Source organism: Nocardiopsis terrae, assembly GCF_014651695.1.
Classification (GTDB): Bacteria; Actinomycetota; Actinomycetes; order Streptosporangiales; family Streptosporangiaceae; genus Nocardiopsis; species Nocardiopsis terrae.
On record NZ_BMXJ01000005.1, the window covers coordinates 313253 to 325813 of the forward strand.

9 protein-coding genes and 1 tRNA gene are annotated in these 12561 nt (G+C 72.0%); 3 read left to right on the forward strand and 7 right to left on the reverse strand.

Going from position 1 to position 12561, the window contains the following annotated elements; translation table 11 throughout:
• Positions 1-248: 248 nt before the first annotated feature.
• A tRNA-Pro gene (locus IE195_RS15725) sits at positions 249-322 on the reverse strand.
• Positions 300-2189, reverse strand: coding sequence for a hypothetical protein (locus IE195_RS15730; RefSeq protein ID WP_225942477.1), 1890 nt, complete (start codon positions 2187-2189; stop codon positions 300-302). The genes IE195_RS15725 and IE195_RS15730 overlap by 23 nt, the downstream gene beginning before the upstream one ends.
• Positions 2190-2592: 403 nt before the next feature.
• Between IE195_RS15730 and IE195_RS15735 the strand changes: the two genes are divergently transcribed.
• Complete coding sequence (locus IE195_RS15735) at positions 2593-4356, forward strand: TIGR03767 family metallophosphoesterase (RefSeq protein ID WP_191272113.1); 1764 nt, start codon at positions 2593-2595, stop codon at positions 4354-4356.
• 74 nt (positions 4357-4430) lie between these two features.
• On the opposite strand, the gene IE195_RS15740 is transcribed toward IE195_RS15735, so the two are convergent.
• Positions 4431-5357, reverse strand: coding sequence for an EamA family transporter (locus IE195_RS15740; RefSeq protein ID WP_191272115.1), 927 nt, complete (start codon positions 5355-5357; stop codon positions 4431-4433).
• Between the two features lie 105 nt (positions 5358-5462).
• On the opposite strand from IE195_RS15740, the gene IE195_RS15745 reads away from it, so the two are divergent.
• A complete protein-coding gene (locus tag IE195_RS15745; RefSeq protein ID WP_191272117.1) occupies positions 5463-6401 on the forward strand; it encodes a LysR family transcriptional regulator in 939 nt (312 codons plus the stop codon).
• Positions 6402-6421: 20 nt separating this feature from the next.
• Here the strand turns inward: IE195_RS15745 and IE195_RS15750 are convergent, their stop codons facing one another.
• The 3 genes from IE195_RS15750 to IE195_RS15760 form a co-directional block, all read right to left on the reverse strand.
• The gene (locus IE195_RS15750) at positions 6422-7450 is read right to left on the reverse strand and encodes a glutathione S-transferase family protein (RefSeq protein WP_191272119.1); all 1029 of its coding nucleotides are present in this window, start codon (positions 7448-7450) and stop codon (positions 6422-6424) included.
• Between the two features lie 154 nt (positions 7451-7604).
• Complete coding sequence (locus tag IE195_RS15755; protein ID WP_191272121.1) at positions 7605-8690, reverse strand: class I SAM-dependent methyltransferase; 1086 nt, start codon at positions 8688-8690, stop codon at positions 7605-7607.
• A 174-nt stretch (positions 8691-8864) separates the two neighbouring features.
• Positions 8865-9962 (reverse strand): NAD(P)-binding domain-containing protein, encoded by a 1098-nt coding sequence (locus IE195_RS15760; RefSeq protein WP_191272123.1) that lies wholly within the window; start codon positions 9960-9962, stop codon positions 8865-8867.
• Between the two features lie 151 nt (positions 9963-10113).
• On the opposite strand from IE195_RS15760, the gene IE195_RS15765 reads away from it, so the two are divergent.
• On the forward strand, positions 10114-11334 hold the full coding sequence (locus IE195_RS15765; RefSeq protein WP_191272125.1) for a cation:proton antiporter: 1221 nt from the start codon (positions 10114-10116) through the stop codon (positions 11332-11334).
• Between the two features lie 203 nt (positions 11335-11537).
• On the opposite strand, the gene IE195_RS15770 is transcribed toward IE195_RS15765, so the two are convergent.
• Positions 11538-12371, reverse strand: a complete 834-nt coding sequence (locus IE195_RS15770; protein ID WP_225942478.1) for an SDR family oxidoreductase — start codon at positions 12369-12371, stop codon at positions 11538-11540.
• Between the last annotated feature and the right edge of the window lie 190 nt (positions 12372-12561).

Below are 12561 nucleotides of genomic sequence, written 5' to 3' on the forward strand. Positions count from 1 at the left end.
CAACGCCCTGGCCGACCTTGAGTGATCGGAGCGCGCAACGACCGGACCGCGTTGGCGGCGCCCGCCGCCAGACGGGGAATCGACCTGCGTGCACGGCGCGCGGTGGTGCTGGAGATGGGCGGTACCACGACCGACAGGGCGAGGATCCCGGAGCCCGCGACGACCGCGGTGATCACCCCGGCGGACACGGCGCAAACAGAAAGAGGCCCACCGGACGGTGGACCTCTCCATAACCTGCTTTTCCTCTGTCGGGACGGCGGGATTTGAACCCACGACCCCTTGACCCCCAGTCAAGTGCGCTACCAAACTGCGCTACGTCCCGGCCGCTGAGCGGAAGCCGTCTCCGGCCCCGCCAACAGGTGAAACCCTACCGTATTCGCGGGGGCGCTCGAACCAGGCCAGCTCTCACCGGCCGGCCCCGCACGACCGCCTCCCACAGTGCTCCGCCGGGTCGCGGCATCCCGGTGCCGGGCCCGGGCTGGCCCCTCACCACGTGAGGTCAGGGGTACAGGCCGCGCAGCAGCGGGGACCGCTCGTCCTCCGTGACGAGGACGACCGCCCCCGGAACCGCCACCACATCGGCGGCGCCCGGGTACTCGGCCCGGAGCACGATCCCGTCCTCCCACCGGGTGGTCTCCCCGAAGGGGGCGGACCACCACCGCCGTGGCCACGCCTTCCGCGTCCGTCTTCCGCACGATCACCAGGGCATCGTCGAGCACCGCGATCCGGGAGGAGCCGACGGTGTGGACGAGGAAGGCCTCCTCGACCACGGCCGTCCCGATGATCCGCCCGGAGGCGTCCACCCGGTGGAACATCGTCTCCAGGTCGCCGCTGTCCACGGCGAGGACCGTTCCGTCCGCGTCGGCGTGCGCCACCCCGATGAGGTCGTCGCTGGCGGCAAGGTCCCCGGGGAGCGCGGCGAGCTCCTCACCGGTGCCCGGGTCCAGGACCACGGTCCGCGCCTCGGGCCCGTTCCGCACGACCACCGGCGTTCCGGCCGCTCCCGTCGGGGCCTCCTCCAGCCGGGGCTCCGGGACCGGGGGCGGCGCTTCCCACAGCTCCGTGCGCCACAGTTCGGCCTCCGTCAGCGGGTCGACGGCCACGACGACGGCCCGCGTCCGAACGCCCTCCCAGCGGAAGGGGTTGCCGGTCTCGACGGACCGCCGGACCGTCTCGGCGTCCGCGTCCTCCAGACAGCCGAACACACCCACCAGACGGTGGCCGTAGTTCCCGGTGTGCGAGACCACGCAGTCCTCGGGCAGGTCCAACGCGTCAGCCACCAGTTCGCGGCCGTGCTCGTTCATCCAGCCGGTCGAGGGCACCTCGGTGTCCGCCCCCTCCTCGACGATCCCGCCCGTCCCGGCGTCCAGCACCACCGTCTCGAACCGGTCCTCGCCGCCCCCGGTGTCCTCACCGACCCGGTGTCGCACGTGTACGCGCCCGTCCTGCGCCCACACGTCCCGAACCTGGTCGTGGGGGCGCCGGTAGGACCAGAGCTCGGCTCCGGTCGTACCGTCCAGGGCCACGGCACCGTCCCCGAGGAGGACCAGCGGCCCGTGGCTCCCCGCGTGTACCTCCTCGATCCCGGTGCCCACCGGCGGCCGCCACTCCCAGCCCGCCTCCGAGACCTCGGCCGGGACCGGGGCGGGCTCGGCGAGTCCGTCGGCGACGTGGTGCGGCACCCGGGGAACGAGGAACCGGGCGGTCAGAACCGCGACCAGGGCCACGACCAGCGCCCCCGCGCAGACAAGGGGAACGGCCCGGCGGAGCGGTCCCGGTCCGGGCCTTCGCCGGGCCATGAGCATGAGCCCGCAGCCCAGCGCGACGGCACAGGCCGCCAGCCACAGGTGCACGGCGACCGGTGCGGGCTCGAAGGCCCGGGGGTCGCGGGCGGTGGCCTCGAAGGCGTCCCCCGGGAAGGCGAGCCAGGCCGCCAACAGCCCGAGCCCGGCCGCCGGCCACAGCCAGAACAGGTACCGCTCCGCACCGCCGCTCCGCCGGCCCAGCACGAGTGTGAGGGCGAGGAGCGCGGCCAGGGCGGAGACGATCCACCACCCGTCCCTCCCTGGCAGGCCGCCGTCGTCCGCCACGGCGACGGCGCCGATCCACAGCAGGGCGCCGACCAGCAGTCCCGCACCGGTCCAGGCCAGGGCGTCCCCCATCCGTCCGGGCTTCTTCTCGTCCGTCACGGGACCGCTCCCCACCGTGCGATGTCCGACCTGCCGCCGGAGAACCTAGCAGGGCGTCCCGGACCGACTGTCGGGAGGGCGAGGGCCGCTCATTGGCCGCATCCGGCCAAACATGAGAACCCCTCACCTTTATGACGGTTCATCGGGGCCGCGGCGAACTCCCCGGGGCCCGGAGCCGACCCGCAGGTGGACGCCGGGACAGCGCCGCGGAACGTCCGAACCACGGGCCCGCGATCCCGGAAACAGGCGAACCGGTGATCGTACCCACCCCGTGTCCGGGCCCGCCCGATCCGGGTCCGCCCCGGGCGGCGAACCCCCGTTGCCCCGCGCCCTCCTCCCGGCCTTTAATGACGGCGCCCCACCCCCGCAGGCCGCCCCCGGCCGGGCCGAAAGGACTCCCCCCATGCCACCCCTCAACCGGCGCGGATTCATCACCGCCAGCGCAGGCCTGGGCTTCGCCCTCGGCCTCCCCGCCCTCCCCGTCTCCGCCGCGACCCACGACAGACTCATCCGGCAGACCCTGGACCGGGTCGCCAACCCCGAGGGCACCACCTTCGCCGAGGTCGCCTCCCCCGTCGGCGACGGCTACCGACTCCTCACCGCCGGGCCGGGCTGGCCGCTGAAGGTACGCGAGGACCTGGTGGCCGCGCAGTCGGGCCGCGACGAGCGGCGCACCCCGCTTGCGGCGTTCGTCCAGTTCACCGACCTGCACATCCTGGACGTGCAGAGCCCGGTGCGCTTCGAGTACACCCACCCGATCCTCGGCTCCAGCGCCCACCGGCCCCAGGAACCACTCGCCGCGATCGGCGCGTCCGCGCTGGTCCGCAGGGTCAACTCGCTCCGTGCGGGGCCGGTCACCGGGCGACCCTTCGACTTCATGATGACCACAGGCGACAACACCGACAACCACGAGCGGATCGAACTCGACTGGCTCATGGCGGTCCTCAACGGCGGCCCCCTCACCCCCGACACCGGCGACCCCTCCCGGTTCGAGGGGGTGCAGAACTGCGGGTCGGAACTGTACTGGCAGCCCGAGAGCGAACTGCGGGACCGGTACAAGGCCCAGGGCGGGTTCCCCCACCTGCCCGGGTTCCTGGACGCCGCCAGGGCCGAGTTCCACAGCCCCGGCCTGGACGTCCCCTGGTACTGCACCGTGGGCAACCACGACAACACACCGGCGGGCACGCTGCCCGCGGGCACCATGGACGAGCTCTACGTCGGCGACCGCAAGCTCATGTTCGCCGACGACGACGTCACCGAGCGGACGGCCGAGGCCATGACCGAGGAGGACCGGCTCGGCGAGGTACCCGACGAGGTCGAGAGCCCCGCCGCGCCCGGCACCGTGTCGACCGCCGCACTGACCTCCACCGTCACCCCCGACGAGCGGCGCGCCCCCTTCGACACCGCCGGCTTCGTCGGCGCTCACCTCGCGGAGGCCAACACCGGCCCCGGTCCGGTCGGCCACGGCTTCACCGAGGAGAACGCGGACGGGGTGGACTGCTTCTACACCTTCCCGGTCGCCGAGGGCGTCACGGGGGTCAGCATGGACACGACCACCCTGGCTGGGCTGGCCAACGGTTCCATCGGCAGGACCCAGTACCGGTGGCTGGAGCGCACCCTGCGCGCGTCGAGCTCGGTCTACTACGACCTGTTCGGGCGGCGGCGCACCCAGCGGGTGACCGACGAGCTGTTCGTGCTGTTCAGCCACCACACCAGCGACACCATGAACAATCCGCTGCCGGACCGGCGCCGCCCGACGGAGATCCGCTACGTCGGCGAGATCCTGGTGGCCATGCTCAAGCGCTATCCCAACGTGCTGGCCTGGGTGAACGGCCACACCCACCACAACAAGGTGCGGGCGCACACCTCCAGCGCCCCGGAGCGGGGTTTCTGGGAGATCAACACCGCCTCGCACATCGACCACCCGCAGATGGCCCGCAGCATCGAGATCGTGGACAACGCGGACGGCACCGTGTCGCTGTTCACCACCCTGTTGGAGGCCGACAGCCCCTACCAGGTCGACCACGGCGACTACTCCGCCGACGGCCTGGCCTCGCTCTACCGGGAGCTGTCCGTCAACGACCTGTACGCCGACCCCGCCAACTACGGTCAGCCGGAGGACCGCAACGTGGAACTCCTCGTCGCCGCGCGGCACCCGGCGCGGTAGGCGCGGACGGGAGGTCGGGAGCGGCCTCGGCGGGTCTCCCGGGGACGCACCCGCTCCCCGGGACGCCCGCAGGACTACCGGGAGGAGTGTCCGCCGGCCGGGACCGCCCCGCCCCCGGCGGCGGTGCCCTCCTCCGCCGGCTTCCCGGCCCGACCGCCCAGGGCGGTCAGTGCCACACCGCCCACGAGGAGCACCGCCGCCGCCAGGCTCAGCACACTGATCCGCTCACCGAGGAACAGGAACGCCGAGGCCATGCCGAAGACCGGTACCAGCAGCGAGTAGGGCGCCACGGCGGAGGCCTCGTACCGGCGGAGCAGGTGGCCCCAGGCCCCGAAGCCGAACACCGTGGCGGCCCAGGCGACGAAGGCGATCGCACCCGCCCCGGCCAGGTCCAGCCCCCGTATCGCGGCCAGTCCCGCCTCGGGGCCCTCGACCAGCAGGGACAGGGCGAACAGCGGCAGCGGCGGCACCACACTGACCCAGACCATCCAGCTCAGGGCGTCCGGCGGGGCGGCTCTGCGGGTGAACACGTTGGACAGCCCCCAGAACGCGGCGGCCGCCACGACCAGTATGAACGCGGTCAACGGCCCCGATCCGCCGTGGTCGTGGGCGGCGACCGCGATCCCGCACAGGGCGACGGCCATCCCCAGGTAGCGGACCGGACGCAGCCTCTCCCGCAGGAAGAGCACCGCGAAGAAGGCGGTGAACACCGCCTGCACCTGCAGGACCAGCGAGGTCAGCCCGGCAGGCATGCCCAGGTGCATGCCGGTGAAGACCAGGCCGAACTTGGCCACGCCCAGCACCAGCCCCACCAGGAGGATCCAACCGAACGCGACGCCGGGGCGGCGCACGAGGAAGACCGCGGGCAGGGCGGCCACCAGGAACCGCAGAGCGGAGAACAGCAGCGGTGGGAAGTGGTCGAGGCCGACCTCGATGACGACGAAGTTGACCCCCCACACGGCCGCGACCAACACGGCGAGAAGGGAATGGGAGGGACGCATGGAACCGATCATGGCTCCACCCCGGCTTTAGCACCAGCGAAACCTTCTACTAGGTTGGTTTCAGACCTGCTTAAAGATGGGCGGGCCTCCTCGGAAGGAGCCCCCGTGCTCGACCTCTCCCGGCTGCGGGCCCTGCACGCGGTACACGTCCACGGTTCGGTCAGTTCCGCGGCCAAGGCGCTCGGCTACACCCCCTCGGCCGTCTCCCAGCAGGTCACCAAACTCGAACGCGAGACCGGGACCACCCTCCTGGAGCGCCAGGGACGCGGGGTCGTACTCACCGACGCCGCCGAGATGCTCGTGGGCACAGCGGCCCGGATGCTCACCATCATGGAGACGGCCGAGGTGGCTCTGGAGGAGCGGCGCGGCAGACCCTCGGGGCGCCTGACCGTGGCCGCCTTCTCCACCGCGGCCCGCGGCCTGCTCCCCCTCCCCCTCGCCGAACTCACCCGGGAGCACCCCGACCTGGACCTGCGGGTGGTCGAGGAGGACCCACACGCCACCCCGCACATGGTCGCCCAGGGGACGGTGGACCTCGCCGTCGTCCACGACTGGGACATCGCACCGATGACCGTCCCCGACGGGGTGGTTCGCACCGTGCTCGGCGAGGACCGCTGCGACGTCCTCCTCCCCCGCGCGCACCCCCTCTCCGGGCTCGCGGTGCTCAGCCGCCGGGACGTGGCCGCAGCCCGCTGGATCTGCCAACCGCCCGGCACGGTCTGCCACGACTGGCTGATGCGGACTCTGCGCCCGGTCCTGCCCGAACCGGACATCGCCCACTTCGTGGCCGAGTACCAGACCCAGATCGCCATGGTCGAGGTCGGTCTGGGCATCGCCCTGGTCCCCCGCCTGGGCCGGGGGAGCGTCCCCGACTCGGTGGTGGTCAAGCCCCTGGACCCCACCCCGGTACGCGGTGTCTCCGCGCTCTGGCGCGAGGGGACCTCCCGCCGCCCCGCCGTCACCGAGGCGGTGCGTCTGCTACGCGAGCACGCCGCCCGCCTCTGCCCTCCAGAACGTGTGCCGGGCCTGCCCGGTCACCGGTGAACCACCACCCGTTCCGACGGTCAGCCCTGCTCCGCCAGGGGCGGGACGCGCTCGTCCTCCGGGGCGGGTCCGGGCGGGCTGCCCTCCCCGAAGGGGCTGCCGCCGAGCGACTCCCGGCCGTGCTCGGTGAGCCAGCCGCGGGGGTCGGGGCCGACCGCGACCACCCCGGTCGGGTTGATCGCCGTGTGCACCCGGTAGTAGTGCACTCTGATGTGCTCGAACTCGGTGGTGTCGCCGAAACCGGGTGTCTGGAAGAGGTCTCTCGCGTAGGCCCACAGCGCCGGGTACTCGACGAGCTTGCGGCGGTTGCACTTGAAGTGACCGTGGTAGACCGCGTCGAACCGGACCAGGGTGGCCCAGAGCCGCAGGTCGGCCAGGGTGATGTGCTCCCCCACCAGGTAGCGGCGGTCGGTGAGGCGTTCCTCCAGGGCGTCCAGCCGGGCGAAGACGGCGGCGACCGCCCTGTCGTAGCGGTCCTGGTCGGGGGCGAAACCGGAACGGTAGACGCCGTTGTTGAGGTCCTGGTACACCCGCGCGCTCACGGTGTCGATCTCCTCGCGCAGAGCCACCGGATACAGGTCCGGGGCGCCCTCCCGGGCCAGCGGCCCCCACTCGGTGGCCATGTCCACGCTGAGCTGGTCGTAGTCGTTGGACACCAGGTGTCCGCTGGGGACGTCGACCATTCCGGGTACGCTCACGCCGCCGTCGTACCCGGGGTCTCGGGCCAGGTAGGCCTCGCGCAGGGCGTGGATGCCCAGTACCGGGTCCCTGCCGTCCGGGCTGCCGGTCCGTTCTGTGAACACCCAGTGCGGGTCATCCTCGATGATCTCCTGGACCGGGTCGGTGACCGCCAGCGAGACGGCCCCCTCCAGGCCCATGAGCCGCCGGGTCATCACCACCCGGTGCGCCCAGGGACAGGCCCGGCTGATGACCAGTCGGTAGCGGCCCGGTTCAGCGGTGCGCCCGAACCGGCCGTCCGCGGTGATCCGGTCGGCGAAGGCCGCCGGCTCCCGCCTGATCTCCTCGGTGGGAAGCTTGTTGGCCCGCATACCGGCTACCTCCGACGCTCTGGGAACTGGTTCCGCCCCCGATCCTAGGTCCCGGAAGAGCAGCGCAGCCGGTTGTCCACAGGCCTGTCCCGCCCGCGCGCGGGGTCGTCCGCCGCCCGGCCCGGCGCGGGGACCGTACCCGCGCCCGGCCGGGTCAGGTCCTGGTACAGACGTAGTAGCTGTTGAACGGATCGGTGTCGATCTCCTTGACCTCCACCTCGCCGAAACCGGCCTCGGCCAGCATGGCTCGGGCCTTCTGCTCACCCCACGCCGTTCCCAGACCGTCGCCGTCCAGGGCCAGGGAGACCGTCATGCAGTGCATCAGGGAGACCGTGTAGACGAAGGTCGCCCAGGGGAGGTCCAGGTTCTCCCGCAGACGGCTGGAGGCCTTGATGTCCACCATCAGGAACTTCCCGCCGGGCCGCAGGGCCCGGTGGATCCCGGCGAGCACCCGGGCGGGGTGGGCCTGGTCGTGGATGGCGTCGAAGGCCGTCATCAGGTCGAACTCCCCCTCGGCGGCCATCTCGGCGACGTCGCGCAGCTCGAACCGGACGTTGGAGAGCCCCATGGCGTCGGCCTCTCCCCGAGCGAACGCGAGGGCCTCCTCGGAGAAGTCGTAACCGACGAACCGGCTCCGCGGGTAGGTGCGCCCCATCACGTTGACGGCGTGGCCGCGCCCGCAGCCGACGTCCGCCACGTCGATGCCCAGGGCGAGCCGTTCGGGCATGCCCTCCACCAGGGGCAGGGTCGTGTCGATGAGGGAGGCGTCCACCACCTCGCCGCTCTCCTCGGCCATGACCTGGTGGAACCGCTCGTAGGCGCTGTAGGGCACCCCGCCGCCGTGGCGGAAGGCGTCCTCCACCCGCTCGTCGACCTGGGCCAGCATGGGCAGCATCGCCGTCAGGCGGGCCATGTTGTCGGGCCCGGCCGCGCGGGTCAGGCAGGCCGCGTGCTCCGCGGGCAGGGAGTAGGTGTCGGCGTGCTGGTCGTACTCGACCAGTCGGGAGGTCGTCGCCCCGCCCAGCCACTCGCGCACGTAGCGCTCGTTCAGGTGGGCGGCGTCGCTGATCTCCCGGCTGGTCATCGCGCCGCGGTCGGCCATCGTGTCGAACAGGCCCAGCCGGTGGCCCAGGCTGCAGATGAGGGCGGTGCTGCCGGATTCCAGGACACCGACCATCCGGCCGGCGAACTCCTCCACCCTGCCCCGGTCCAGATCCTGTGTGGTGGTCTGGGTACTCATCACGGGCTCCTTCCCCGAAAGGTGCTTCTCCCGCACGACGGCGGGCCGTCGGACCGGCCGTGGCACCGGGGGTTCAGGGGGGGTCCGTGTCCGGGCCCCGATGTTTTCGGGACCGTTTCCGGCCAACGTGACTGAGCGGACATTCTACTCCTGGACCCTCTGGGGCCCCAAGGGTCAGCCGGCCCCGGCCGGCGGAGCGGAACGCAGTTCGGCGACGACCTGGCGGGCCACGGTCCGGCCTGCCCGGTTGGCGCCGATGGTGCTGGCCTGCGGACCGAACCCGGCGAGGAACAGGCGCGGCTCGCGGGCCGAGCGTCCGTCCTCGACGCGGACGCCGCCGCCCGGTTCGCGCAGCCGCAGCGGCGCCAGGTGGGTGAGTTCGGCACGGAACCCGGTGGCCCAGATGATGGCGTCGACCGGCTCGAAGGAACCGTCGGCCCAGCGGACGCCGTCGGGTTCGATCGCGCTGAACACGGGTCGGGCCACCAGGAGCCCCCGGTCCCGCGCCGCGAGGTTCTCCGGCGTGGCGGGCAGCCCGGTGCCGCTGATGATGCTGGGCAGGGGCCGTCCCGCCCTGGCCGCCTCGTCCGCCGCGCGTACCGCTCTGACTCCGCCCCGGGGGTCGTCGACGAACTCGACCGGTCGGCGGGTGACCCAGACCGTGCCCGCGGCCACACCCTCCAGTTCGCGCAGGAACCCGACCCCGGAGGTCCCTCCGCCCACCACCAGCACCCGCTTTCCGGCGAAGTCCCGGGCCGAACGGTACTCCGGGGTGGAGATCTGCACACCGCGGAAGTCCGCGGCCCCGGCGAAGTAGGGGCGGAAGGGCCGCGCCCAGGTGCCGCTGGCGTTGACCACGACCCGCGCCGCGACGTCCCCCCTGTCGGTGGTGACGAGGAAACCGTCGCGCTCCCGGCGTACGGCGGTGACCTCGACCGGCCGTACCACGTTCAGCCCGAACCACCGCTCGTAGCGTTCGTAGTAGTCACGCACCACGTCCCGGGCGGCCCGCTCCGGGTCGGCGGTGGCGAAGCTCAACCCCAGCTCCCGCATCCCGGGCAGGTCGTGGACCCGGTGCGCGTCGTCCAGGCGCAGCGACTCCCAGCGGAACTGCCAGGCCCCACCGGTGTCGGGTCCCCGGTCCAGGACGAGGAAACCGGTACCGGGCCCAAGCCCCAGCCGCCGCAGGTGCCAGGCGACCGAGAGCCCGGCCTGCCCCGCGCCGACGACGACCACGCCGGTCTCTTCGACGAACTCCACGGTGTCCGACATCGCCTCTCCCGCCGTCGCCTTCCCCTGGTCGGAACACCGTCGCAGGACGGACGTCTTCCCCACGGCCGCACCCGATCCGGCAAGGCAGGTATTCGGTCAAGGACGGATCTGCCAACGCGCAGGTCACCGCCGCCTTCGTTAACATTCCCGCATGGCCGAGGGACACATGCTCGTGGACAACCTGCTCTCGATGTGGTGGATCGCCCTGGCCGCGGTTCTCGCTCCGGTACTGGCGCTGGGCACGCGCCGCAAGGTACCGGACGTGGTCTGGCTGCTGGTGTTCGGCACGATCATCGGCCCGCACGCCCTGGGCCTGGCCGAGGAGACCGAATCGGTCCAGTTCCTGCGTGAACTCGGTCTGGGGTTCCTGTTCCTGTTGGCCGGCTTCGAGGTCGACACCACCGACATGCGCGGCAGGCAGGGCAGGAACGCCGCCCTGACCTGGGGGTTGTGCGCCCTGCTCGGCTTCGGGGCGGGGATGCTCCTGGTGCGGGGGGACACGCACGTGGCGGTCGTACTGGCGATCGCCTCGACGTCGACGGCTCTGGGCACCCTGTTGCCCATCCTCAAGGACTCCGGTGCGACGGGAACGCCGCTGGGGCGGGCCGCCATGGTCCACGGCGCCTACGGCGAACTCCTGCCGATCGTGGCGATGTCGCTGCTGCTGTCCACCCGGGGCACCTGGCAGTCCGCGGCGATCCTGCTCCTGTTCTCCGCGGCCGCGGTGGCCGTCGTCGCGGTCCCGGGACGCTTCTTCAGCCGTCTCCCCCTGCTGAGGCGGGCCTTCGCGGACGCGTCCAACACGACCATGCAGACCACCCTGCGGGTCACCGTGCTGGTCCTGGTCACGCTGATGCTGCTGACCGCCGTGCTCGAACTCGACGTCGCCCTGGGCGCTTTCGCGGCGGGCCTGTTGCTGAACGCCGCCCTCGGCGCCACGGCGCCCGAGCACGCGGCCGAGGTCATGCACAAGGTCGAGATCGTCGGATTCAGCCTGCTGATCCCGGTGTTCTTCGTGACCAGCGGTATGGGCATCGACCTTTCCGCCGTCGCCGCCCGGTGGCCCCTGCTGTTCGGTTTCGTGGCCGTGATCCTGCTGGTGCGCGGACTGCCGGTGTTCGTCCGTGAACACTGGACCACAACGCATTCCGGGCTGACGAGGACGGGCGACCAGGTGGCACTCGGCCTGTACGCCGCGACGGGTCTGCCCATCATCGTGGCCGTGACCCAGGTCGCGGTGTCCTCGGGGGTCATCGAGGACACGATCGCCTCCGTCATGGTCACCGCCGGCGCCCTCACGGTCCTGCTCTTCCCGTTCGTGGCCTCCCGCGTCGTGCGCGGGGGACCGGACCGGAAACGGGCCGACCGGTAGCTACCGGTCGGCGAGGACTCGGAAGGGGACCGACCGCACCGGCCCGCTGTTTCCCTGCCGGGGAGCCGAGCGCTGCCGAAAGGACGGCCCCGGTCCCGCCGGTTCAGACGGGGCCAGACCGGCCGCGGTACGCATGAGGCGGCGGGCACGGGAGGGAAGGGGTGCAACCTGGCCTGTCTGCGGCCTTCCTTGGACACCGCGCGTCAGTGGATGTGCTCCCCCAGGCCGGGGTGGGCGACGTTGTGCTGGATCGGACGCACGGACATCCCTCCGTCCACCGGCAGCGTGACCCCGGTGATCCAGGACGCCTGGGGCGACAGGAGGAAGGCCACCGCCTCGGCCACGTCCCGCGGCTCCCCCATTCTCCGCATGGGGTAGCTCTCCCCCACCTGTTCGACGGGGATGCGGATGATCGAGTCCGCGAACTCCGTCCTGATGAACCCCGGTGCGACCGCGTTCACGCGTATCCGGGGAGCGAGCTGCTCGGCCAGGTCCCCCGTCAACCGGTTGAGCGCGGCCTTGGTCGCGGAGTAGGCGGGGAGCCGGACTGCCCCGGACGCCGCCACACTGGAGACGACCACGGCGGATCCGCCGTTCTCTCCCATCCAGCGCTGCCGCGCCAGCTTCAGGTAGCCCAGGGCCCCGAGGACGTTGGTCTCGAACATGTGGCCGACCACGTCCGGGTCCAGTTCCATTGCTGGCGCATGACCGGCCGGGTTGATGCCGGTGTTGTAGACCAGCATGTCCAGACGGGAGAAGCGGTCCAGGGTCTCCTCCACCGCCGCCTCCCGGTCCTGCTCCTTGCGGCTGTGGGCCTGCAGCCCCACTACCCTGCCGCCCGTTTTCTCCCGGATCCGTTCGCACGCCTCCCGAAGAGAGTCCCCGTTCCTACCGGTGATGGCCACGTCGGCTCCTCGGGCAGAGAGCGCGTGCGCCACCGACAGTCCGATCCCCCGACTGCCCGAGACCACCAGCGCGGCCATGCCGGTCAGGCTCCCCCTCTCGTGCCGGAGAGCGTCCATGCTCGACTCATCCATTCCCGTCCGCTCCTTTCCTCTGCTCACTGTTCACCTCTGTCCACACGCATCCGCTACGGCGTCTCGCAGGGCACCGCAACCGCGCAGAAGGACGCCCACACCCCTATCGCGGCAGCGGTCGGCTTCCGGGCCAGCGGGAAAACGGAATTCCTGCACGCACCCGACTCCCCCACAGGCACCGGAATAGCCA